General features: G+C 55.5%; 22 protein-coding genes. 9 read left to right on the forward strand and 13 right to left on the reverse strand.

The window, feature by feature from the left end; all coding sequences use genetic code 11:
* Positions 1 to 177 precede the first annotated feature (177 nt).
* Together B7364_RS11495 and B7364_RS11500 are read left to right on the forward strand one after the other, a co-directional pair.
* Positions 178 to 741: a LemA family protein gene (locus B7364_RS11495; RefSeq protein WP_085340180.1), complete on the forward strand. Its 564-nt coding sequence runs from the start codon at positions 178 to 180 to the stop codon at positions 739 to 741.
* A gap of 117 nt (positions 742 to 858) precedes the next feature.
* Positions 859 to 1272, forward strand: coding sequence for a hypothetical protein (locus B7364_RS11500; protein ID WP_085340181.1), 414 nt, complete (start codon positions 859 to 861; stop codon positions 1270 to 1272).
* A gap of 63 nt (positions 1273 to 1335) precedes the next feature.
* Here B7364_RS11500 and B7364_RS11505 read toward each other — a convergent pair whose 3' ends face one another.
* Both B7364_RS11505 and B7364_RS11510 read right to left on the reverse strand, forming a co-directional pair.
* Positions 1336 to 1980: an OmpW/AlkL family protein gene (locus tag B7364_RS11505; RefSeq protein WP_085340220.1), complete on the reverse strand. Its 645-nt coding sequence runs from the start codon at positions 1978 to 1980 to the stop codon at positions 1336 to 1338.
* 153 nt (positions 1981 to 2133) lie between these two features.
* Complete coding sequence (locus tag B7364_RS11510; protein WP_085340182.1) at positions 2134 to 2595, reverse strand: MarR family winged helix-turn-helix transcriptional regulator; 462 nt, start codon at positions 2593 to 2595, stop codon at positions 2134 to 2136.
* A 95-nt stretch (positions 2596 to 2690) separates the two neighbouring features.
* Here B7364_RS11510 and B7364_RS11515 point away from each other — a divergent pair, with 95 nt between their 5' ends.
* Positions 2691 to 3359, forward strand: a complete 669-nt coding sequence (locus B7364_RS11515) for a glutathione S-transferase family protein (protein WP_085340221.1) — start codon at positions 2691 to 2693, stop codon at positions 3357 to 3359.
* Here B7364_RS11515 and B7364_RS11520 read toward each other — a convergent pair.
* Both B7364_RS11520 and B7364_RS11525 read right to left on the reverse strand, forming a co-directional pair.
* Entirely contained in the window at positions 3356 to 4138 is a 783-nt protein-coding gene (locus B7364_RS11520; RefSeq protein WP_085340183.1) for a succinate dehydrogenase iron-sulfur subunit, read from the reverse strand. The genes B7364_RS11515 and B7364_RS11520 overlap by 4 nt on opposite strands.
* A 165-nt stretch (positions 4139 to 4303) precedes the next feature.
* On the reverse strand, positions 4304 to 5500 hold the full coding sequence (locus tag B7364_RS11525; RefSeq protein WP_085340184.1) for a type III PLP-dependent enzyme: 1197 nt from the start codon (positions 5498 to 5500) through the stop codon (positions 4304 to 4306).
* 125 nt (positions 5501 to 5625) lie between these two features.
* Between B7364_RS11525 and B7364_RS11530 the strand changes: the two genes are divergently transcribed.
* Positions 5626 to 5808 carry a hypothetical protein gene (locus tag B7364_RS11530; RefSeq protein ID WP_085340185.1) on the forward strand — a complete coding sequence of 61 codons (183 nt, stop codon included), beginning with the start codon at positions 5626 to 5628 and terminating at the stop codon, positions 5806 to 5808.
* Positions 5809 to 5920: 112 nt separating this feature from the next.
* Here the strand turns inward: B7364_RS11530 and B7364_RS11535 are convergent, their stop codons facing one another.
* Positions 5921 to 6391, reverse strand: a complete 471-nt coding sequence (locus tag B7364_RS11535; protein ID WP_085340186.1) for a response regulator — start codon at positions 6389 to 6391, stop codon at positions 5921 to 5923.
* A 160-nt stretch (positions 6392 to 6551) separates the two neighbouring features.
* Positions 6552 to 7502 (reverse strand): peptidoglycan-binding domain-containing protein, encoded by a 951-nt coding sequence (locus tag B7364_RS11540; protein ID WP_085340187.1) that lies wholly within the window; start codon positions 7500 to 7502, stop codon positions 6552 to 6554.
* Between the two features lie 327 nt (positions 7503 to 7829).
* Here B7364_RS11540 and B7364_RS11545 point away from each other — a divergent pair, with 327 nt between their 5' ends.
* The gene (locus B7364_RS11545; RefSeq protein WP_085340188.1) at positions 7830 to 8474 is read left to right on the forward strand and encodes an HAD-IA family hydrolase; all 645 of its coding nucleotides are present in this window, start codon (positions 7830 to 7832) and stop codon (positions 8472 to 8474) included.
* Here B7364_RS11545 and B7364_RS11550 read toward each other — a convergent pair.
* The 4 genes from B7364_RS11550 to B7364_RS11565 form a co-directional block, all read right to left on the reverse strand.
* Positions 8471 to 9412 (reverse strand): radical SAM protein, encoded by a 942-nt coding sequence (locus B7364_RS11550; protein ID WP_085340189.1) that lies wholly within the window; start codon positions 9410 to 9412, stop codon positions 8471 to 8473. The genes B7364_RS11545 and B7364_RS11550 overlap by 4 nt on opposite strands.
* A gap of 79 nt (positions 9413 to 9491) precedes the next feature.
* Positions 9492 to 11234, reverse strand: coding sequence for a gamma-glutamyltransferase (ggt, locus tag B7364_RS11555; protein WP_085340222.1), 1743 nt, complete (start codon positions 11232 to 11234; stop codon positions 9492 to 9494).
* 104 nt (positions 11235 to 11338) lie between these two features.
* Entirely contained in the window at positions 11339 to 13558 is a 2220-nt protein-coding gene (locus tag B7364_RS11560) for a TonB-dependent receptor (RefSeq protein ID WP_085340190.1), read from the reverse strand.
* A 15-nt stretch (positions 13559 to 13573) separates the two neighbouring features.
* Positions 13574 to 14311, reverse strand: a complete 738-nt coding sequence (locus B7364_RS11565) for a TonB-dependent receptor plug domain-containing protein (RefSeq protein ID WP_085340191.1) — start codon at positions 14309 to 14311, stop codon at positions 13574 to 13576.
* A gap of 292 nt (positions 14312 to 14603) precedes the next feature.
* Between B7364_RS11565 and B7364_RS11570 the strand changes: the two genes are divergently transcribed.
* From B7364_RS11570 to B7364_RS11585, 4 genes are all read left to right on the forward strand, one after another.
* On the forward strand, positions 14604 to 15425 hold the full coding sequence (locus tag B7364_RS11570; RefSeq protein WP_085340192.1) for an SDR family NAD(P)-dependent oxidoreductase: 822 nt from the start codon (positions 14604 to 14606) through the stop codon (positions 15423 to 15425).
* A gap of 10 nt (positions 15426 to 15435) precedes the next feature.
* Positions 15436 to 17010, forward strand: a complete 1575-nt coding sequence (locus B7364_RS11575; RefSeq protein WP_085340193.1) for a GMC oxidoreductase — start codon at positions 15436 to 15438, stop codon at positions 17008 to 17010.
* Positions 17011 to 17081: 71 nt separating this feature from the next.
* Positions 17082 to 17966, forward strand: coding sequence for an AraC family transcriptional regulator (locus B7364_RS11580; RefSeq protein ID WP_085340194.1), 885 nt, complete (start codon positions 17082 to 17084; stop codon positions 17964 to 17966).
* The gene (locus B7364_RS11585; RefSeq protein ID WP_085340195.1) at positions 17963 to 20602 is read left to right on the forward strand and encodes an alpha-amylase family glycosyl hydrolase; all 2640 of its coding nucleotides are present in this window, start codon (positions 17963 to 17965) and stop codon (positions 20600 to 20602) included. Before B7364_RS11580 ends, B7364_RS11585 begins: the two co-directional genes overlap by 4 nt.
* On the opposite strand, the gene B7364_RS11590 is transcribed toward B7364_RS11585, so the two are convergent.
* The 3 genes from B7364_RS11590 to B7364_RS11600 form a co-directional block, all read right to left on the reverse strand.
* On the reverse strand, positions 20594 to 22258 hold the full coding sequence (locus B7364_RS11590) for a formate--tetrahydrofolate ligase (protein ID WP_085340196.1): 1665 nt from the start codon (positions 22256 to 22258) through the stop codon (positions 20594 to 20596). The genes B7364_RS11585 and B7364_RS11590 overlap by 9 nt on opposite strands.
* An 82-nt stretch (positions 22259 to 22340) precedes the next feature.
* Entirely contained in the window at positions 22341 to 22805 is a 465-nt protein-coding gene (locus B7364_RS11595; RefSeq protein WP_085340197.1) for a DUF3237 domain-containing protein, read from the reverse strand.
* A 53-nt stretch (positions 22806 to 22858) separates the two neighbouring features.
* On the reverse strand, positions 22859 to 24100 hold the full coding sequence (locus B7364_RS11600) for a dipeptidase (protein ID WP_085340223.1): 1242 nt from the start codon (positions 24098 to 24100) through the stop codon (positions 22859 to 22861).
* Between the last annotated feature and the right edge of the window lie 117 nt (positions 24101 to 24217).

Raw genomic sequence — 24217 nt, forward strand, 5'->3', positions numbered from 1 at the left:
CTAACTGATTTGGGAATCCACTTTGTCCACACGGCCTAGAAGAACCGCGCACCAAAGTGCTTAACGATTTATAGGCTTTAATGTGGCATGGAGGCGTGTGTGAGGTGCCGCGTGCAAGCCAGATGGGCGGCGTTCGGGCCAGAAGGCGCTTGCGCGAGAGTGTTGGGAGTAGAAGCCATGGAATTGTTTATCTGGGTCGGCATACCGGTCATTCTGATTTTCTTGGTCGCCGGCATGTACAATAATCTTGTTGCCGCACGCCAGAATTGCAACCAAGGCTGGGCCGATATTGATGCGGCGCTGCGCCAACGTCACGACTTGGTGCCAAACTTGGTTGAGACTGTGAAAGGCTATGCCACCCACGAATCTGGCACGCTGACAGCAGTTATTGCAGCCCGCGCCGGTGCCTTGGACGCTAAGTCCCCCGACCAGTTGGAGAAAGCCGAGAAAGTTCTGTCTGGTGCTTTGGGCAATCTTATGGCGGTAGCTGAGAATTATCCAGAGCTGAAGGCCAGCGCCAATTTCCAAACCCTGCAGGGTGAATTGGCCGATATTGAAGACAAGCTGGGTGCCTCACGTCGGGCCTTTAACGCGGCCGTCGCCAGCTATAATACCGCAATCCAGTCCTTTCCCAGCAACATGGTTGCCGCGGTGTTCAACTTCCCAGAACGGGCCTATTTCGAACTCGACCGAAATGAACGCGACTCTGTCAGCGCGGTTCCAAAAGTCAGTTTCAACTAAAACAAAGTACATCAAAAGGCCGGAGCCCCTCCGGCCTTTATTCGTTTAGTCTGAGAGTCAGTCAAAGTTAAACTTTCGGCGCTAGGAGTGTGGCTTTCTTCGCTTGGAGTGCAGGACATGTGGCCACGTAATCAATCTGTCGGTGCAGGCGGCGGGCGCAGCACGGCCCCCGGCGGCGGTCTTTACACAGGTCCAGGCGGCGGTCGGTCTAAGGAACCTGGCGGCGGGCTTTATGATGGTCCGGGCGGCGGACTCTATAAGGGGCCCGGCGGAGGCCTTTCAAACGGGCGTGGCGGCGGGCTCAGCCGGGAGCCCGGCGGCGGTCTCTATACTGGCCCTGGGGGCGGCCTCTACACTGGTCCAGGCGGTGGTCTGTACACTGGGGTTGGCGGTGGTGCCTATGCGGGCCTCGAAGGGCCCGTCTATATGAGCAATATTCCGCCTTGGGATGTCTTCCTACAAATCCTGTGTGAAGACTATCCCCAATATGCGCATTTGGCCCATAAGATCGAAAGTGTCATCCGGCTTTAGGCCATGCACCAAGTGCAGAATAACGGGCATCACGTTTGTGATGCCCATTTTCGTCGAGCGCGATCAGAATTTATAGCCGATTCCAACCGAAGCCACCCAAGGGTCTAGCGTGACCTTCGACTTCAACGCCCCGAAATTAATATTAGCATCGGTCTCAAAGGCGATATGCTTGAGGTCGACATTCACCGACCAAGGCCCGGTGGTGGCAATATCAGCCCCCAGTTGCACGGCATAACCAAAGTCATCCTTTAGGTCGACATTAAAGCCATTCTTGCCATCTTCGGAGGCAAACCAGATATAGGTCAGACCAGCACCGACATAGGGCGAGATGCGCGCGTCAGAATTGAAATGATATTTGGCGGTCAAAGTGGGCGGCACATGCCACAGCTCTGCCACCTCGACATTCGTCGCCCCGCCCACAGCCTTGACCTTGTGATTGCCTGATCCGGCGATCAACTCGAAGGAGACTTTGGGATTGAGATAATATTCCAGCCCAATGGTTGGAACGAAGGAATCATTGACCTTCACATTCAGGCCCGTCGCAGCCCCAGCGGCAGTCCGGATCGAGCCGCTTTCGTCGGGAATGATGCCGGTCAGGCGGACATCCAGCTTAATGGTTCCAGCTTCAGGCTTCTTGAAATCCTGCGCGGTGGCGGTGGTCCCTACCAGCGCGGCTGCGGCGATCGCCGTCATCAAAAGTTTCTTCATATGCGTCCCCTCATGGTGGTCAGTCTCAAACAATTTCTGAGAACGCTGATCCTTTTGGGGCGGTGGCAGGTAGGTTTCCAGTTGACGATTTGCCGCGCGACGAGGTGACGCACGCGTCATTTTTATTATGCTCTCAGGAGTGAAGGCATATGCTTACGGACGCGGACGGACCAGAAGCGCTAATGCATCGGCCAGTTGGTCAGCCTCACTCTGATTGAGGTGAACAGTGATATGTGTGTGGATTGCGTTGGCATAGACGGGCCACATGGTCTGACGCAGGAGGCGACCCGTATCAGTCAAACGGATCATTTGTCCGCGTCCATCGCCTGGGCATCGACAGCGGACGACGTGACCTGCAGCCTCAAGCCGATCCAGCAGACGGGAAAGATTATATTGCGCTAACAGCATGGCGCGTTCGAGTTCAAACGGGCGTAACCCCTCCTCGCCAGCTTGTTCCAATTCCCACAGGGCATCATACCAGATCAGCGGCGGCAATCCGGCGGCTTTCAGATCGGCTTCAACGGCTGCCATGGTTTGTTGGCCGGCTTGCACAAGGCGCTTCCACACCCGAACCCCGGCATTGGCATCAGCTTGTGCAGCTCGTTTGATCGTCATGCCTTAACCTCTGCACGATTAATGCAATTGCATCAAGATTGACAGTCAAAGCTGGCGCAGTTAGATTAATGCAATTGCATCTATCGGAGACAGCCATGTCAACACCGCCCCTCAAATTAATCAGCCACCCATTGTGCCCTTATGTTCAACGGGCTGTTATTGCCCTAACTGAAAAAAATGTGCCGTTTGAGCGGATTGACATTGACCTTGCCCAAAAGCCTGACTGGTTTCTAGCCATCTCGCCGCTCGGAAAGACACCGGTTCTGCTCGTGGGGGACCGGGCTGTCTTTGAAAGTGCTGTCATTCTTGAGTATTTGGAAGAGACACAGCCCAACCCACTCCACCCGGTTGATGCCCTCACGCGGGCTGAACATCGCGCGTGGATCGAGTTCGGATCAGCTATATTGGCAGATATTGCCGGCCTGTATAATGCCGCAGATGAGGCAGGCTTGGCGGCCAAGCTTGACAGCCTGACCGCTAAATTCTCCCAGCTCGAGAAAGTTCTCGCCGAAGGACCTTTTTTCGCAGGCACGCAATTCAGCTTGGTTGATGCGGTCTTTGGCCCGATCTTTCGCTATTTTGATACATTTGACGAGCTAACTGGCATTGGGGTCTTTGATCAGACACCCAAGATTCGAGCTTGGCGCGAAGCCTTAAGGCATCGTCCCTCGATCAAACAAGCGGTCAGCTCAGACTATGGCACCCGTTTGCGTGCGTTTCTGGCGGCCCGGCCATCGGCCTTGGCCGCCCGCCTCCGCGCCTAGATGGCGCGCTCAACCATCATGGTCTTAATCTCGCCAATGGCTTTGGCGGGATTGAGGCCCTTGGGGCAGACTTGGGCGCAATTCATGATGGTATGGCAGCGATAGAGCCGGAAGGGGTCTTCCAGATTATCCAAACGCTTGCCCTTTTCCTCATCGCGGCTGTCGATCAGCCAGCGATAAGCTTGCAAAAGAACTGCCGGGCCCAAATAACGGTCGCCATTCCACCAATAAGATGGGCAAGAGGTGGAGCAACAGGCGCACAGGATGCACTCATAGAGGCCATCCATCTTTTCGCGGTCTTCTGGGCTCTGCTTCCACTCCTTTTCCGGGGCAGGCGTTGTTGTCTGCATATAAGGCTCAATGGAGGCATATTGGGCGTAGAAGTTGGTAAGGTCGGGCACCAAGTCCTTGATCACCGGCATATGCGGCAGCGGGCTAACAGCAAGTGTGTCGCCTGGAATTTCATCATGACCCTTGGTGCAGGCCAAAGTGTTGCGTCCACCAATATTCATCGCGCAAGACCCGCACACGCCCTCGCGGCAGGAACGGCGGAAGGTCAAGGTCGCATCCATCGTGCTTTTGATATGGATCAGCGCATCGAGAACCATGGGGCCGCATTGATCGACGGCGACGTCATAAGTGTCCCAGCGGGGGTTCTGGCCCGTTTCTGGGTCATAGCGGTAAATCTTAAACGTCCGCACTTTCTTCGCGCCGGCAGGGGCAGGAAAATGCTTGCCCTTGGTCACTCGAGAATTGGCTGGAAGTGTAAGCTGTACCATGCGACGTGTATCCTCATACCGACTGCGGTATAGGTGACATAGTCCAAGTCTCAAACTTCGGCAAAGGGTTAGCGGCGCTGGAGTGCAGTAAAGTGCGGGCCCAAAAGAGAAAAGGCAGGTGGCTTATCGCGCACCTGCCTTCCCCGAAAAACGATCTAGCTTCAACTAGCCTTTTGCAAACCGGCTGACACGCGCGGCGACGCGTTCTGGCATTGGGAACATCGAAGCATGGGGTGCATCTTCAGCAATGACATCCACGCTTTCACCATAGCCATTAAACCGCGTAGCCATGGCAACACCGTAGGCACCCAGCATGCCGATCTCGATCCAATCGCCTTCGCCAATATCGGCAGGCAAACGGAATGGGCCCGTTGCGGCATCCATGGAGTCACAGGTCGGCCCGTAGAAGCGGAAGTCAGCCAGTTTAGACGGCTCACCCCCTTCAGGACGGATCATGGCGACTGGATAGACCCAACCAACATGAGTGGCATCAAACAAATTCCCGTAAGAGCCGTCATTGATATAAAGCGCATCACCCTTGCGCAGATCGACTTTGACAACAATCGAGGTTGCTTCTGCCACGAGGGCGCGACCGGGTTCTGCCCATAGTTTGCAATTCATCGTCACCGGCATGGCGTCAAACACACGATGGATTTCATCGATGAAGAGCTGCATCGGTGGCGGGTTCATGCCTGGATAAATGGATGGGAAGCCACCCCCAACATCAACCACGTCGATGGTGACACCGGCTTGGATAATCAATTGGGAGGCTTCGCGAAGGGCTGCGCGCCACGCGCTGGGATTCATGCACTGGCTGCCCACATGGAAGGACACACCCAAATCTTCTTGCGTTGCAGCGCGGGCTTGGCGCAACAAGGTCACAGCCTCATCGCCCATGGCACCAAACTTGGCCTCTAGCTTCAAGCTGGCGTCCGCATTGCTGACGCGCAAGCGCACAATAAACGTCAGATCGGTGGCCCCGCCGGTCTCATCAAGAATTTTTTGCAGCTCTTCCACGCTATCAAGCGCGAAAATGCGGCAACCAAACTCATGATATGCACGCGCGATCGCAGCGCGATTCTTCACCGGATGCATGAAGGCCAAGGTTGCGGATGGGAACATGTCCCGCACCAGCTTGCACTCATTGACCGATGCAACATCGAAATGACGAACGCCTTCCCGCCACAAAGCTTCCAGCACCCATGGCGAAGGGTTTGCCTTCACGGCATAGAGAATATCCCCCTCGAATGAATCGAGGAACCAACGTGCAGCCGCCCGAACAAGATGCGGACGGTTGACGGCCAATGGCACATCCGGACGCAGCTTCACGACAGCGTCGTGCGCAGAATTGAAGTGATCCATGCGGACCCCCCTATGATCTAAACCCAGGCCGGCGTTAGTCGGACATGCTAGGCCATGATCGGAAGCCCGATCACAACCCGGATGTAAGTCAGGTCCGCCCTTGGAAGCTTACGCCGGAAGCGGGGATGGAAGCCGCTGCCGTGTGGCCTGGGCCCGAGGGGGCGTTAGTGGACTGGATGCTGTTTCCAGGTCCGCCGGAAGAAGCGCGTATAAGGCTATTTTTCCGTGGCGCAATCGTTTTTTTCACCTCGAAAAACAGCTTCAAAAAAAATCCTCAAAAAGCTCATATTTTTCAAAATACTATCTAGGTTTTTTCGCTGCAATTTTTTCAAAGAATCTGGCGTGGAATTCGCTAGTCTTCCTGCGTCATGAAACTTCAGCGAAATATCACCGCGTCACGCAAGGTACACGCGGCCTGCCTCAGCCCTTGGCTTGCAGGTCTTTGCGGCGCTCACTGCCGCCATAATTCGGATCGGGTCTACGACGACGGTCCGGCCCGAAATAGGTCTTACTCTTCACAAAGTTTCGGGGCTTGTTGACGATCAATGTCAGGCGCTCCATCAAACTTTTGGCGGTTACAGGCTTTACCAGAAACTCATTCACGCCCGCATCGCGCGCTGCACTGACGCGCGAGCGCTCTGAATGGCCTGTGATCATAATGATAGGCAGGAAGGGGTTAGGACTATCGTCGCTTGTGCGGATCATTTTGGTGAATTCAACACCATCGATCAAGGGCATCGCCAAGTCGACAAGAAGCAAATCAACCGAACTCGCCTTCATATACTCGAAAGCTTCAACTGGATCGGAGGCTTCCTTAATATCATTGACGCCAGCAGCGCGCAGCAACTCCTTCAATATCCCGCGCATATGCTGATTATCATCGACAATCATTATGGTTATAGGAATCGAAGTTGATGCAGCCAAAGCACAAGTTCTCCAAGGTGGCGAAACTGATACCCGAAGAAAATATTAGCGCAAGAGACTGGGTTCAGATCAACTGAGAAGTATCCCAGCCATTTCATCGGGAAAGCAATCTTAAATGATTGAATGCTTATAGTCCGAGCGCGCGCGTTGTTTCTACCGTCAAACTACCTTGGCCCGGCAAGCCGCTAGCCCGCTGAAATGCAGCCAGTGCCTGCTTCGTCTTTGGTCCAACAACGCCATCAATCGGGCCACTATAGAGTTTACGGGCTGCCAAGGCGCGCTGAACCGCCTGGATCGACTGTTTGCCTTCCGGCGTATCGACGCAGACGACGGGCACCCACTCATAGCATTCTGGCGTGACTTCGACTTCACGCTGCATGCTGCCCATTCGAGGCTCTACTTTCGTGCGGACCTCGCGAGCTGGCTCAATCAAAGTATCTACTTTGATATCTTTTGTCTCGGCTTTGACCAATACTTCCCGCACGGTGGGTGGCGTCACCAAATAGCGACGCATAACCGTCTCTTCGACCGCGGGAACAGTCTCACGCGTGACTTGTGCTGGGGTGATTTGCACTTCGCGATGCATGACGGCCGTCTTGGCCGGTTCTTCCAAAAGACAAAATACTTCGCCCGTGGCCGCATCTATGCGGCGCACATCTGAGCCCTTGCTACCGGGACGCCAAACCAGTCGTGGCTCGCGGATCACCACTGTTACGGGACGGGTTCCAATCACGGCCGGGGAAGCACGCAAGCGCTCATGGGCTGGACGAACAACAATCTTCTGTTGCTCGGTCCGGAAGGTTGGTGGCGTGACGACATAATCCTTATAAGCGTCACTCAACTGAAAGGTCTTTACCTCTGACTTAAACACTGGATCGCGAACCTGCACGCTTTCGTGGGCATCGCGAAGGATCACAGGCACCGTTTCAGCCCGATAAGTTGCATGCACGAGGACACGCGCAAAACATTGCCCGGCTTTGGCATGGGTGGGCAATTGTAAATCCATTGGTTGTTGTGCGGAGGCGAGCGCTGGGACCAGCAGGCATGCCGATGCAGACCAAAGGGCGATGCGTTTCATGGATGCGACCTTACAAACAAGACTTGGTGCGACTGTGCAGTTATTTAGGCGGTGGTTACCACAAGCACAAAGTCATCCTGAATATATAAAGTCAATAAAAATCATGTATATACATGTTTATGGCGTAATATTTACCTCATACTTCGCTTTAAAGGCGAAGTTACCGACCAATCAAGGCACCCAAACACACAAACCAAATCAAAAGAAGCTTTTAAGATAAATTTATTCTGATAGCCAATCACTGATCCGGACTGCAGAGATACGACGACTTGAATAGAAACGCGAAAACCGCCTAAGCTGTCAGCCTGATAAAGGGCAGGAAAAACAGTGCGGACAGATGCAGTGATTTGGGATTTTGGTGGGGTCTTGACCTCATCGCCGTTTGAAGCCTTCGCTCGTTATGAACGCCAGAGCGGTCTGCCCGAAAATTTCATTCGCCAAGTCAATAGCGTGAACCCTGATACCAATGCTTGGGCTTTGTTTGAGCGGGCAGAAATCGACGCAGAGGCTTTCGATGCCATGTTCACCGCCGAAAGCACGTCCTTGGGCTATAAGGTGGCCGGGCGAGACGTCTTGGCCTTGCTGGCTGGAGACTTACGCCCCGGTGCAATTGCGGCCCTAAAGGCGCTGAAAGGCACTTATCGGCTTGGTTGCATCACCAACAATGTGCCCGTGGGCCACGGTGCCGGCATGGCGGGCACTTTGGAGAAAGCCCGGGCCGTAGGCGAGGTGATGGCAAGTTTTGACCATGTGATCGAGAGCTCCAAAATCGGCATTCGCAAGCCCGATCCCCGCATCTATCAACTGATGTGTGAAACGCTGCAGTTGGATCCTGCCGCATGCATTTATCTCGACGATCTCGGGATTAATCTCAAGCCTGCCAAAGCCATGGGGATGCGCACCATTAAGGTGACTTCCGAGGCGCAATTGCTGGAAGAGCTTGGGGTCCTATTGGGCCGGACCTGGGATTAGGCGGAACAGGAACCGCCCCCCAAGACGCAGAATTTCGCGCAATGGGGATGATTGAGGCGCACCGACCCGAGACTCGATGCCAAAGTCGTGCCCATCTCAAAGCTGGTATCATAGGGCAATAGGGTGCAAGGCAGAACGATAGGCGCAACCGCCCCTTTGCGTTTGACGATCATGCGCGAACTTGCACACATTAGGCCTTTTGGATCGACGCCCAAAATCCCCCAACAGGCTGGGGTAATTTCAGGCACATCCACCCGCGCATCCATTTCTGGAAACAGGACGAGCGACAAGGGTTGATCCACATCGATGGGCCAGTTGCGCGCTGCCACCAGGGCGCGAAAGCCTGCTTGGCTCTCTTCTTGGCTTTCCCCCCACAAAGTCCGCCCGGCGATCGCAAGCTTTGCCCCTTGGGCCGCAAGCCAATCAATCCCCTGACAAGTCTCCTCAAAGCCACCCTCGCCACGCTCTTGATCATGGTAATGAGCGCTCCAATGATCAAGGCTAATACGGAAAGTCAATTGGTCGCCAAAGCGGGCGATTAAGCGTGCGATCCCCTCTTGCACGCGCGGGCGCATCATCGGCCGCATCGCATTGGTAAGTATGAGAACCGGATGCCCACGCTCCAAAGCAAGGGTCAAAATTTCAATGACATCGGGATTAAGAAAAGGCTCCCCGCCCGTCAACCCAATTTCGACTGCCCCAGGCTGTTCTGCCGCCAACTCATCTAGAAAGGGGACGACATCTTGTGGGGTCAGATAGACCAAACGGTCATTGGTGGGGGAACTCTCGATATAGCAATTAACGCAGGTGATATTGCATAAAGTGCCGGTGTTAAACCACAGCGTTTGGAACCGATCGAAAGCCACTAAGGCCCGCTCTTCCCCCTTGGCCGTGCGCAAAGGGTCTTGGAATTTTAAAGGGGATAGCGTGGTTTGCATGACCTGATCCGTTGTCTCTCTCGTCCCAACCTATGACATAGGTTGGAACCATCAAGCTATCCCTTGTCCACGTTTGCGTTCAGCGCCGCGCCTTTACGGGAATAGCCAATGCCCCGGGCCGACGCGGATCAGCGGCGCCGAGATAGAGCCCATTTTCAATCATGATGGACTGGGCGCTGCCCATCGTCTCATCCGACGTCACCTTATGCCCCATGCGCTCGAGGATCGCCACTGTGTCTGGATTGAAATTGGGTTCTACCCGCAGCGTGTCGGTCCAGCCTTGATAGATGCGCGGCTGATGGGTTGCCTCATCAATGTTGAGTTTAAAATCAATCACATTGACGAGGAGCTGGGTGACGGTTGTGATGATGGTGCTGCCGCCAGGTGTGCCGACCACCAACCAAGGCTTGCCGTCCTTATAGGCAATTGTCGGCATCATGGTCGATAACATGCGCTTGCCTGGTGCCATGGCATTTAGCGGCGGTGGCGTGCCGTTCTTTTGCGCTTCAAAGGCCCCTTCATGGTCGAAATTATTCATCTGATTATTGAGAAGAATGCCCGTCCCCTCAATCATGACACCCGAGCCAAAGTCTGCCCCCAGAGTATAGGTGGTACTGACAACATTGCCTTCAGGATCGGCCACTGAATAATGGGTTGTCGATGGGCTTTCAAAGCGCATGGGATCGCCGACGGTCAGCTTTTTTACTTCCGAGGCTTTGTTTGGGTCGATGGTTTTGGCGCGCTCTTGGCCATAAGCCTTCGAAATGAAGCCTTGTACGGGGGCCTTCACAAAATCGGTATCGCCCAAAACTTCCGCTCGGTCGATATAGGCCCGCTTCATGGCTTCTGACATCAAATGCAAGGATTGTGCAGAGCCGGAACGTGTGGCGGCCATATCAAAATTCTCAAGCATATTCAGAATATTGAGCATGGTAGCACCACCTGCACTGGCTGGCGGGGCGGTCACAATTTCGATGCCGCGATAACTACCCCTGAGGGGCTGGCGTTCTACCGGGCGATAGGCGGCAAGGTCTGCCTCGGTAATCAAGCCATTGTGGCGGGCCATATCGGCGGCAAACTTCTTGGCAACAGGCCCCTTGTAAAAGCCGTCAGCACCGCGTCGGGCGATCTGGGTCAGCGTCCAAGCCAAGTCTGGCTGCTTGAGAATCTCACCGGCCTTATAGAGACTGCCATCTGGCTTATAGAAAGTGCGCTTGGCTGCCGCGCTGGTCGAAAGACGCTCCTTCGCCCATTCAAATACAAAAGCTTCGTCAGGGGTAATGGCGATTCCGTCACGCGCCAGAGCAATCGCCGGGGCCACCACTTTCGTCCAAGGCAGTTTGCCATGCTTTTGATGGGCCAAATATAGGCCTGCGACCGTGCCGGGAACCGAAGGGGCCAGATAACCTCGCCCAGCAATCGGGCTTTCCTTACCGGCATTATCGATAAACATGGCCAAAGTCGCAGCCTTGGGCGCGACGGACCGGAAGTCGATAAAGTCTTGTTTGCCGGTGGCCTGATCATGGATCAACATAAAGCCATCGCCGCCAATATTGCCCGCACGCGGCAAGGTCACAGCAAGCGCAAAGCCAATGGCAACCGCCGCATCAACCGCATTGCCACCTTCGGCGATGATGTCAGCCCCAACTCTCGACGCCATGGCATTCTGGGTCACCACCATACCGGACTGGCCGACAACGGGGGAATGAATACTGGGATATTCCAGAAGCTGTCTGCGTTGAGCCTGAACGGGGGTGAAAATCAACGAGGCTGAAACAACAACCCCCACAACCAATCGAATCAGAGGTGATGTTTGCTTCATCGCCATACCTTCCCCGCTAAAAATCCAATCCACAGACCTCAAACACGCGTGGCCTCTCTCAATCAGTGCGGATGAAAGAGGCCACTTTCACGTTTAGTCTGTCCTTAGAAGTCTTTGGACAGTTCCAGATAGAACATCCGACCAATTGGGTCATGTAAGGAACCCAAGAAGCCGTAATTGGACGAGCTACGCGGTGGTTTTTGGTCGAATGCGTTGCGTGCGCCAAAGCGAGCCCGGTAGCCGTCCTTGCGATATTGAATGTAAGTATTGACCGTGGTCATGGATTCGAGCTGGTAATTCTGCCCATTGACCAGCAAGGTGCCCGTATCAAAGACTGGCCCAACATAATTGATCAACGCACCCATGCTGATCGGGCCCTTGCGCCATGTTAGGTTTGCAGAAGCGCGCCATTCAGGATTGCCATTGACCTGAATTTGGCTGCCAGCTTGGGTGATCGTGACGCCCGTTCCAAACTTACCAGCGGCATTGGCATCGATCAGCTCTTGCTGCAAAGGTGAGGCAGACTGTTGGAACTCCGTCAGCTTGGAACCAGCCAAATCAATGCTAAAATTGCCATATTTTTTGGTCCGGAGGTCATAGCTCAAGCCAATGTCGATCCCTTCCAAGGTGCGAGGGCCGAGGTTGAAATAATCATCCTGCACAAAGGAAAGATCGCCTACAACTTGGGTGCCGACCGGGGCCAAGCGCACCACATTTGGATTGGACTTACCACTTTGGCGCAACAGGAGGTCATAGAGGATCTGGTTTTGAGCCCCTTGTATCCCAATCACCCCTTCCGACTTCAAGGACCAGGAATCCACCGTCAGAGTCAGGCCTTTAATTGGCTGGAATACGACACCGTAAGAGAAGGTTTCGGCATCTTCTGGCTTTAGCTTTTGGTTGCCCGCCCGCACTTCCAACGTGCTGACGCCGGTACAGGTTGTATTGTTAAGGCGGCACGCGGCAAAGTCGGTCCGCGTATTGGCCACTTGGGTTCCGGCACTATAGAATTGCGCCAAGTTTGGCGCACGATAGCTTTGCGACCAAGAGGTGCGAAGCTTGACCGCATCAACAATGACCCAGCTGCCCGCAATCTTTGGCTTCACCACATCGCCGAAATCCGAATAGCTTTCGCCGCGGGCAGCCAATTGCAAGTCGATGGACTTGATCAAGGGCACGCCCATTTCTTCCGACACGACAGGTACCGACAATTCCGCAAACACCGCCGAAACCGTGCGGTCTGCTTTCACATCCGGCGCAGGGCTCGCGCCCATAATGTCGGTGCCATACGTGATGCCGGTCACACTGTCGGTATAGGTAATTTTTCCGTCCAGGCGAGAGTCGCGATTGTCTTGATAGGTTTCTTTGCGGACTTCCACACCGCCAGCAAAGCCAACCGAACCCGCAGGCAGTTTGAACAGCTCTGCTTTGGAGGCTTTGAAGTCGATGGTAGCCAAAGAGGTGGTGCCAATCCGGTTGGCATTGACTAAGAAGGACTTGATCGTGTCAGCATTGCTGGGGGTTGCGTCGCCAAACGAATAGGTTGGCTGAGTGCCACCATTGAACGGGTTATAGGCGTCTGGCGTCGATTTGGCCAAGGCCTGCTGGAACAGGGTGTTGCTGATGGCGTTACGGGTTTCATCATTGGTGCGCGCCCAAAAATAGGTCACCGCGGATTCCCACTTGAAATCGCGCCAATCGCCGCGCAAGCCGGCCAAGCCTCGCACCATATCATCGGTTACGACAAACGTACGCGGACCCGTGTCTACCGGACGATAGGTGGTGATGCGCAACGCCAAACCGGTCGTGGGCACACCCGTCAGATTTGCCAGACGATTGGGATTAGCCACGCCATTAATGGTCGTCGCGCCGAAGGGATTATAGAAATTGCTGGCAGGGATAGAGATGACCGCGCTGGAGATAGGGGCCGACTGTTCGCGCTGACCCTCCAATTCGGCGTGATAATAGCCAAGCTCGGAGAAGAACTCCATCGGGCCAATGTCTTGGCTGAAGGTGCCGAACAACGTCGCGCGATCTAATCCGCCGCGAATGCTGCGATCTGGGTTTTCATCATAGCGCAACACGCGGGAGTTTGCGCCCGTGATGGTGCCACTGCGCAAACAGAGGTTACCATTATAAACGGTGCTGGAGCAACCGGCTGCAAAGTTGTTGACCGGCTCCACGTGGAATACGCCCGAAGCCGTCAAAGCCGTTGTGCCTTGGCGAACAACCGTGGTTGCGGGAATGACGGTGAATGACCCCCATGGGGAAGAGGTTGAGCGGTTATCAAACGACGTATCACCCGCCCAAGGCGTGCCAAACAAAGCAGCGCGATGATCCTAGCTGGCCGAGAATGCGCGTTCACTCGCCATCAAAGGGGTACGGTGGGTATAGCTGCCAAACAGCATGAGGCGACCACCGCCTGGGGTCTCAAAGCCCGACTTGATCGCGGCTGTGGATTCTTCGGTCCCGTCTGCGAATGCATGGCGCACATCTACCCGCACGCCCTTGTAGCGCTTGTCGAGCACGACATTGACGACGCCCGCAACCGCATCCGCACCATAAATGGCCGCAGCGCCATCGCGCAAAACTTCAACGCGGCTTATCGCGCCGACTGGTAAGGAATTGGTATTGGCCGTTTGTACCGGCACAAAGTTTTCTGTCTGCGTGCCCGGCGTCAGGATCATGCGGCGACCATTGAGCAGCACCAAGGTGTTGCCAGTGCCGACGCTGCGCAAATTGATGGATGAGTTGTCGCCGCGGGCATCGTTCAAATTGCCGGTGGTGCGTGACTCTTGGAATTGAACGTCGCCTGCCTGCGGGATGGAGCGGAACAAATCATCGCCCGAAACACTCCCGACGGCGGCTATCCGCTCAGCCGTCAGAACAGAAACCGGCAAATCTCCGGCAGCCTTTGCGCCTTCAATGCGTGTTCCTACCACGACCACGACTTCTGCTTCCTTGGCAGGTTCTGCTGGGGTTGGTGCGGGTGCTGTTTGCGCAAAAGCGGGTACGACAGCGGCAAAAGAGAGTGTTGCCAAAATGGTGCAACACAGCATGTTGGATTTCAAAGACATTCGTTTTGGCCCCCCCAAAATGATCCGTGGGCTGAAAGCAGGTCGAACACGTCCAGTCTGATTTCAGCACTTCCACTGTCAACTGTTGCACCCCTTTTCCCGCTTGCCAACCAAGCAACGTGTAAATTCCTGTTGGCTTAAGCGGTCGCTGATACCGCAGGACATTCGCGGGCAAGATCATGCCAACTGCATAAGCACTTGTGCGCAACGCACATCCATCACCCCACCACCTGTGCAAATGCTATGGTTTCACATTAGGGTAGGCCAACTCATCGAGAAAAGGCGATCTGTTATGAGCCAGCCCGCAACGACGCGCCGCCTTGCCGTTATCACCGGAGCTTCATCAGGGATTGGCGAGGCCTTTGCCCGCGCCTATGCCAAGCGCGATACAGACCTGTGTCTGGTGGCGCGCCGTCTCGACCGCTTGGAAGCTTTGGCGCTCGAATTAGGCCAGCAACATGGCATTATGGCTTTTGCTGTGCAGGCTGACTTGTCCAAACCCGAGGCCACTGACCTCATCGTCGGCGCGCTGGCCAAACAGGGCCGATCCTGTGATATTTTGATCAATAATGCAGGCTATTCCCTGCCCCAGACCTTTTTGGCCACGAAAGGCCGAGAGCAAATTGATTTTGTCGCGGTTCTGGTAACATCTGTTGTCAGCCTCACCCATGCGCTTTTGCCCGCGATGGTCGAGCGCGGCTATGGGCGGATCATCAATGTGGCCAGCATGGTTGCTTTTTCCTCTGGTGCCGCGGGCCATACGCTTTACCCTGCTGCCAAGAGCTTTGTTGTGAAGATGACCCAATCTCTATCCGCTGAAGTCGCAGATAAGGGTGTGATTCTGACCGCCGTCTGCCCTGGCCAAACCGAAAGTGAGTTTGCCAAGGCGAATGGTACCGACCAATTGATCGCGAAATCCGGCCTCTACAAACAAACCGCCGAAGACGTTGTTGCCATCGCGATTGCCGCCAATGAGGCAGGCAAAGAGGTGGTCGTGCCTGGCTGGCCCAATAAACTTGCAGTTGCATTTATGAAAATTCTTCCCGATAGTTGGACGGCGGCCTTGATCCGGCCACAAGCTAAGAAATTTTCCCTACCCGACCCAAAAGCCTGACGAGATTCTGATGCCCCATTATGATGTTGTGATTATCGGTTCTGGTGCCGGCGGCGCCAGCTTTGCCCAAGCCTTGGCGGGCACGGGGAAGTCAATCCTGATCTTAGAACGGGGTGAGCATCTTCCCGTCGGGCGCGAAAACTGGGACCCGAAACGGGTGTTTGTCGACCGCATCTATCGCACGGACGAGCAATGGACCGATAAGGATGACAAGCCATTTACCCCCAACACCCATTATTGGGTGGGCGGCAATACGAGTTTCTATGGTGCTGCCCTCATGCGCTTTAAACCGCTGGATTTTGATCGGGTAGACCATTTCGATGGCGTCAGCCCAGCTTGGCCCGTGACCTATGATGATATGCGGCCTTGGTATGAACAGGCAGAGCGCCTGTGGGAGGTGCATGGCGAACGCGGGATTGACCCAACTGACGATCCTAACGACCCACCCTATCCCTTCCCCGCGCTGACCCATGACCCCGGCATGCTGCGGCTGAAAGCCCATTTCGAGGACTTAGGCTGGACCCCTTCGCCCTTGCCTTTGGGTATTCGCCGCAATGATGCCAATCCGCAAGAAGGCAAATGCGTGCGTTGCAAGACCTGTGGCGGCTTCCCTTGCCGTCTCTTGGCCAAAGTCGATGCTCGCACGGCTGCGCTCCAGCCTCTGGAAGCCGCACCCAATGTCAAGCTTTTGCCGGGCTATAAGGTCCTTGAGCTCAAGACCGACGCATCCGGCAGAAAGGTCACCGAAGTGGTCGCCTCTGGGCCAGATGGCGAGGTCTCATTCTCCGCCGATTATGTCGCATTAGCTGCTGGTGCGGCCAATTCTGCTGCCCTGTTGCTCAAGTCCGCCAACCCAAAACATCCCAATGGCCTCGCCAACAGCTCTGACCAAGTTGGACGCAATTATATGTTTCACACCACGTCGGCGGTGATTTCGGTAGCTTTGCAGCATTTCGATTCCAGCTTCCCAAAGACCCTTTGCGTCAATGATTTTTACTATGGCGATACGGAAGAGGAATTCCCCTATCCAATGGGGCAAATCCAAATGCTGGAATATATGTCCGGGCAGACGCTTGAAGGGCAGCTAGCAGACTTCATCAGCCCTAATCTGCTGCCCGACACTTTCATGGACGCACTGGCCGAACGCATGGTCAGCTTTTTGGTCATGTCGGAAGACCTGCCCCGGCCCTATAATCGGGTGACACTCAATGAGAATGGCGGGATCAAGCTGTCTTACACAGAAGGCGATTTGACGGCGCATAAAAGATTAGTCGAGAAGTTAGAGGTTGGGCTTGAAAATTTCACGCGGGAACGCTCTTCCTTGTTCGAAGCCAATTTCACAATCGACCAAGAATTGCCGCTCTATGGCACCGCCCATCAATGCGGCACGTTGCGGATGGGGGATGACCCTGCAATTTCGGTCGTCGACAAATGGTGCAAGGCGCATGATTTGGACAATCTCTATGTGGTGGATGCGAGCGTGTTTGTTTCTTCTGCCGCCGTCAATCCAACGCTAACGATTGTGGCCAATGCTCTGCGCGTGGGCGATCATTTAGCCAAAGACTTGATGCGCGAAGGTGCGTAGGCCGCTTGGTTCACAGCCTCGTCAGCCAAGCCAATCTTGCACCCCATCTCAATTCAAGTCATGGTAACACCATGCCGCTGCGTCACCTTTGCGAACCCGTTGAACTAGCCGCTGGCACGCACGTATGGGCTGAGCGGGTCAAGCATGGCCCGGACGCACCGGGTTTAGACCGCTTTCCCCACTATCACAGCGTCGCGGAATTGGTGATTTTTGAGTCCGGCAAAGGCTCATTTTGGTTGGACGGGGAAGAGACCACCCTTGAGCCGCAAAGTGTCGTCTATGTCCCGCCGATGTGCAGCCATGATTATGCCTTTAGCCCCGGGGAAAAATCATGGGTGTTGCTGCAATTGGACGCCGATACGGTAGAGGCGCTTTCCCAAACTCTGCCAGAATTGGACTTGGGCTATCCATTTTATGGCCTGCCAAGTCCGCAACAAACCAAGCAACTCAACACGCTCTGTGACCTCCTCCTCGAAGCCAGCCAGACCAACGCTCAATCCGCCATTGTTGCCCGAACCGCGGAGTTGATCTTGTGGGCCGCCCATGCCACCCGGGTTTCGCCCGCCCACATGCACGGCAAGAGCCAACACGTCACCTTGCCTGTCGACCGCCTGCGCCCAGCCTTGGAAGCCCTGCGTGCCCAGCCGGGCAAGGATTGGACGCTGGAGCAAATGGCATCGCTTTGTCACATGTCAGCCAGTTATTTTTCGCGGCGGTTTGCCGAGATTATGGGTATGAGCCTAACCGCCTATATTCGGATTTACCGCTTGCAACTGGCTGCACGCCGCTTGGTTCAAGGCCGGGATCCCATCGGCATCATTTCTCAAGATGCAGGCTTTTCCAGCCCCGCCCATTTTGCCTTTCAGTTTAAACAACGTTTTGGACTAACCCCCCGTGCCTATCGACAAGCCGGCCAGACACGCCGCTTACCCCAGCCCATAAGGACTTCTGCATGACCGTTCGATCGCTTCTAAAAGGCTTAAGCTTGGCTGCACTGACGTGGGCGACTTTGGCCGGCGGTGGGGCAATGGCGCAGGCCACAGGGCCCCTCCATGTGCCCTCGCCCGATTGGCGTGATCAGGTCATTTATTTTGTGATGACCGATCGCTTTGAGGATGGCGACCCCAGCAATAACGACCAAGGCAAGGGTGAGTTTGACCCCACCCAGCGCGGGCGCTTTTCAGGGGGTGATCTCAAAGGCGTTGAAAAGCGCCTGGATTATATTCAGGGCCTTGGGGCAACCTCAGTCTGGGTGACGCCGCCGGTTGAAAATCAATGGCTGGACCCCGCGACGGGCTATGGCGGCTATCATGGCTATTGGGCGAGCAATCTCAAAGCCATTGATCGGCATTTGGGTTCACTCCAGGATTATCAGAGCCTATCGCGAGCGCTGCATGGCCGGGGCATGTATCTGATCCAAGATATAGTCCTCAACCATACCGGTAACTTCTTCAATTATGGGCCAGATTACGACCCGAAGGACCCGACCAAAGGCTATACGCCTTATCCAAACTCCGTGCCCATGGCGGCACCCACACAATATCCGTTTTCCTTAAATGATCCCCGCCGGAAGGCGGACCGTGAAGCCGGGATTTATCATTGGACACCGGACATCAATAACTTATCCGTTCGCGACCAAGAGCTCAATTTCCAATTGAGTGGCCTGGATGACCTCAACACTGAAAATCCCGTGGTGAAGCGCGCCTTGCGTGAGTCCTATGCGCATTGGATCAAGGCAGCGGGGGTGGATGGGTTCCGGGTCGATACGATCTTCTATGTGCCGCCAGAGCTCATGACCGATTTCCTCTACAGTAAGGACCCTAAGGCACCTGGAATGGCGGAGGTGGCGCGACGGACTGGCCGGGACAATTTCCATGTCTTTGGCGAAGGCTTTGGGATGGACCGCCGTTTTGAGGACAAAGTCGCCCGACGCATCAATAGCTATATGGTCGGCCCAAATGGCGAAGCGCGTGCGCCCGGCATGATCAACTTCCCACTTTATGGCACCGCCACAGATGTCTTCGCGCGAGGCAGACCGCCAGCAGAATTGGCCTATCGGATCGAAAATATGATGGCATTGCATCAGCAGCCCCATCTGATGCCGACTTTCCTTGATAATCACGATGTCGACCGCTTCTTGAGTGGCGGGACAGAAACAGGCTTGCGTCAGAACCTGCTGATGATGATGACGCTACCTGGTATTCCCGTCATTTATTATGGGACAGAGCAAGGCTTTACCGTCCAGCGCGCCGCTATGTTTGCGGAAGGTTGGGGCTCGGGCGGACGCGATCATTTTGACACCACAAGCCCGCTGTATCGCTATATCGCCAGCCTCACGAAATTGCGCCGCGAAAACCGGGTCTTATCGCGCGGCACGCCAAAAGTCTTGGCGGCGGAAGCCGCTGGCGCTGGGGCGCTGGTCTATCTGATGCAGGATGGCAGCGAGACTCTCGTGATTGCCATGAATACCGCCGACCATCCAGTCCTTCTCGAAAATCTCGATATCGGCAAAGGCGCAGGTACGGTTCTGCAGCCGCTCTTTGCGATGGACGGCAAGGCTCCTCTCTTGGTGGTCGGTCAAAACCAGCGGCTGACAACTGAATTGGGCCCACATGCGGGGGCCGTCTGGCGGGTTTCCAAAGCTCCGCCGCTTAGTCTGACGGCCGCACCCAACAGCCCAGCCCTCGATGCTTTGCCGTCGGGCCCGATTAGCGAGCCGACCTTGATCGTGCGGGGCCAAGCTGCACCCTCAGAAACCATCAAGCTCGTACTCGATGGCAATTTGGGCGATGCCCAATCTGTCCAAGCCGATGCGACAGGGCGGTGGTCCGCGAAAATCTCCACTGCCGCATTTGTCGATGAGGCCATCACGCATCGGGTGACGGCTTATGCCACTCGGTCGGGTCAAGCCTCAAACGCGGGGACATTCCGCGTGCGGCCGGCTTGGAACCTGCGTCAAGATGTGGCCGATCCTGTGGGGGATGATACGGGGCCACCGGGGGCAGCCTATGCTTATCCTACGGACCCCAGCTTTGCCGATCCCACCATGGACTTGCGCGGCGTACGGGCTTCGACTGCTGGCGGGGCCCTCAAGCTAGAGATTGACGTTGGCGCGATTAGCCAAGTGTGGAGTCCGCAAAATGGGTTCGACCATCTCAGTCTGACAGGCTTCATCCAACTGCCAGGTCAGACCGATAGCGGCGCGCGCGTCATGCCAAACCAGCGTGGGGAATTGCCAGACGGCATGAGTTGGCACTATCGATTCCGCGCCCATGGCTGGACCAACGCGCTGTTCAGCCATGTCGGTGCCAGTGAATCCCAAGAAGGCACCAAAACCGGCCCAGCTCCCAGCATTTCGGTGGATAAAGACGCCAAGCGGATTACCTTGATCTTCCCAAGCTCCAGCTTTGGTGACCAAGCCGATTTGAGTGGAGCTAAGCTCTATCTGACGACCTGGGATTATGATGCCGCCTATCGCGCCCTAGAGGCCAATGCTGGGGCCTTTATCTTCGGCGGGGCCAAATCTGCCAAGGACCCCAAAATCATGGACGCAATTGGACCCTTTACGATCGGGGCTGCACCGTCAAAATAGGCCGGTAATGTGACGGTCTGCATCCACCCCAATGGCTTCCGCGGCTGGGGTTCTGGGCAGTCCGGGCATCGTCATGATGTCGCCGCACAACGCGACAACAAAGCCTGCCCCGGCGCTAAGGCGCACGTCGCGGACGGTTACAACATGGCCCTGTGCCGCGCCCAAGATGGTCGGATCGGTTGAGAAACTATATTGGGTCTTGGCCATGCAGACTGGCAGATGGCCAAAGCCTGCCTCTTGCCAGCGGCGGAGTTTGGTGAGGGCAGCTTTATCGATCACTACGTCGGCGGCGCGGTAGATGTCTTTCGCGACAACTTCGATTTTCGCACTCAAGGGCAGATCATCGGCATAGAGCGGTTGAAAGCGCGCGCGATCTGCTTCGACCACTTCAACCACCGCTTGCGCCAGCTCTTGCGTGCCAGCCCCACCCTCTGCCCAATGGCGACACAGGATGGCACGGCTACCGTGGCTCTCAACAAAGCGCTGAACCGCGGCAATCTCTTCCGTTGAATCCTGCACAAAATGATTGATTGCCACCAATGCGGGTACACCAAAGCGGGCGAGATTTTCCAAATGCTGACCAAGATTGGCGCAGCCGCGAACCAACGCCTCCACATTCGTGCGACCAAGGTCTGATTTCGCCACCCCGCCATTCATCTTCAAAGAACGGATTGTGGCGACCACTACAACCGCTTTCGGGCTTAGGCCGGCTTTGCGACATTTGATATTGAAGAATTTCTCTGCGCCGAGGTCTGCCCCAAAACCGGCTTCGGTCACCACAAAGTCAGCCAAGCCCAAGGCTGTTTTGGTGGCCACCACGCTGTTGCACCCATGGGCAATATTGGCAAAAGGCCCGCCATGGATCAGGGCGGGATTACCCTCCAAAGTCTGAACCAGATTAGGCTCAAACGCCTCCATCAAGAGGGCGGTCATAGCCCCATCAGCTTTCAAGTCTGCACAGGTAACAGGACTATGATCTTTCCGAAACGCAACAATAATGGCCCCTAGTCGGGCTTGCAGATCTGCCAAATCTTCTGCCAAGCAAAAGATAGCCATGACTTCTGAGGCAACCGTGATGTCAAAGCCTGTCTCCACCGGTTGTCCATTTCCGCCTAGGGAACTGACGATCGAGCGGAGCGCGCGGTCATTCATGTCCATCACGCGACGCCACACGACTTTTCGGGGATCAATCCCAAGTGCATTGCCCCAGTAGAGATGGTTATCGACCATGGCGGCCAACAGATTATGCGCGGCGGTGATGGCGTGGAAGTCGCCGGTGAAATGGAGATTGATCTCATCCATCGGGATGACCTGGGCGTGGCCGCCCCCCGTTGCACCGCCTTTTTGTCCAAAGCAGGGACCGAGTGAGGGTTCGCGCAGGCAGATCGCAACCGACTTGCCCAGCCGGGCCAGACCATCACCCAGACCGATTGTCGTGGTGGTCTTGCCTTCGCCAGCAGGGGTTGGACTCATGGCTGTCACCAGAACGAGCGCTGCTTCCCGGTCGCGCTTAGCCTCTGCCAGTCGGACCGTGTCGAGCTTAGCCTTCGTGCGGCCAAAGGGGATCAAAGCCTCAGCAGGAATGCCAATTTTGGCTGCGACCTGGGCCAAGGGGACAGGAGTCGCGGCTTGAGCAATTTCGATATCCGTTGGCAATGTCTGGCCCCTTCCCACGTCAGCGATTTGGCCTCGCTAATGCCATTGGCATCAGCTTGTAAAGCTGCCGGCCCAGCGCGGATTAGAGGATTTCAAAAATCTGATAGACAACGCCAGTGGTCTCTTGCGTCCCGACACCAATGCCAATCATATCATTCAGCCAGTCATAGTGGACGGCACCTGTCTCGAACCGGGTGATGGTGCGCAAATTAAACGCCTCTTTTGGCAAGATCTCGCCCTTTTTGAAGCGGACCATATTTTCCGCAGACGTCCGCAGTGCCCCTTGATAGGTCAAATAGATCAAAGCCCCATCATCGGTCTTCAGCGTCAAACGCACATCGACCAGCATGCGGTCTTCCCCGCGATAAAGCGCCCAATCAGCGCCGCCTGGAAGGACCTCGCCGGTCAAACGGGGCCCTTCAAATCGACCTCCAGTCACCGGTGCGATGAGGCGATTACCCACGGGGGTTTTGCCGATCCGTGCCATTGCAGAGAAATCAACTTGAAGACGGAGGGCGGTCAGAAATTGGCTGTTTAATTCGGTCATCACGCCCTTCTAAACGCATCGACCCATTTGGCCAAGCGCCCTACCCGCAAACCCTATTTCTGCGCCTTGGCTTCTACTTCCCGCATGACGCGCAGCACATTCCCGCCCCAGATTTTGGCAATGTCTTCCTCGGAATAGCCTTCGGCCATCAAAGCTTGCGTGATCTTCCAAACCTTGGAAGCATCTTCAAGGCCGACGACTCCACCACCGCCATCCCAATCAATGCCAATACCGACATGATCCACGCCGATCAGCCTTATAGCATGGAGCAAATGGGCCATGAAATCATCAAAAGTTGCACGATTTTCTGGAAACGCTGCATCCAAGCGCACACGGGCTTGGCGGAAAGCCTCTTGCTCAGCTTGGCTGCGGCTGGCGAGATTGGGATAAGCAGCCGCCAGTTTTGCAAGGGCCGCGCGGCGCTCTGGCGATTGTGGCAAGGGCTTCAAATAGGCCCCAAAAGCGTTCATCTGGATCACCCCACCTTTGGCAGCCAGAGCTTTCAGGCGGTCATCATCCAAATTGCGTGGGTGGTCATAGATCGCCTTACATCCGCTGTGCGAGGCGATGATGGGCGCACTCGACAATTCCAGCATCTGGTCGAGCACCTGGTCGGAGGCGTGCGACTGGTCAAGGATCATGCCCAGACGATTAGCCTCTGCCACCAATTGCTTGCCCAGTGGGCTAAGCCCACCCCATTCGGCTTTATCCGTTGAACTATCCGCCCAGTCATTGGTGGCAAAATGCACCGGCCCGACCATGCGCACACCGAGTTTGTAAAAGGTCTCAAGCAGAGAAACGTCCTTGGCCAAGGGGTAAGAATTCTCTATCGACATGAAGACGACGCGCTTGCCTTCTGCGGCAATCTTGGCTGCGTCATCGGCCTTCAAGGCAAGACCAAAAACTTTAGGACTGCGCGCCAGCATTTCGCGGATCACCACTGCGCGCATCAGACCTGCATCGCGTGCGGCATTGAGGCCTTCAGGTGTTCGCGGACCTTGGGCCGTATAGATCACCCAAAAGCCGCCATCGAGGCCGCCGGCTTTCATCCGGGGCACATCAACTTGGGCAAACGCGGTCTTCCAGTCATTGTGCTTGAGAATATCAAACCCCGGACGCGCCACGACAGCGGGCGTATCAAGATGGGTATCAAGCGTCAAAATCCGCTCATGCAGCGCGCGTGCGGCGCGCTCTGACGGCATAGTCTTGGCAAGCGCTGGCCCAAAGGCCAGCATTCCAAGGCTTAAACTTATGAGGGTCAATTTGGCTTGGCGAAAGGAGCGGTCACGCATCATCTGATTTCCATCACTTCTGATCTTCATGGGCTGGCGAGATGGTGTGCGCACAAGTCGTGATCTGTCCAGCGACCCTTACGCAATTGCCCCGGGCAGAACCGCCAACGCCGCCTGTCA

The sequence above is a fragment of the Aquidulcibacter paucihalophilus genome, assembly GCF_002105465.1.
Classification (GTDB): domain Bacteria; phylum Pseudomonadota; class Alphaproteobacteria; order Caulobacterales; family Aquidulcibacteraceae; genus Aquidulcibacter; species Aquidulcibacter paucihalophilus.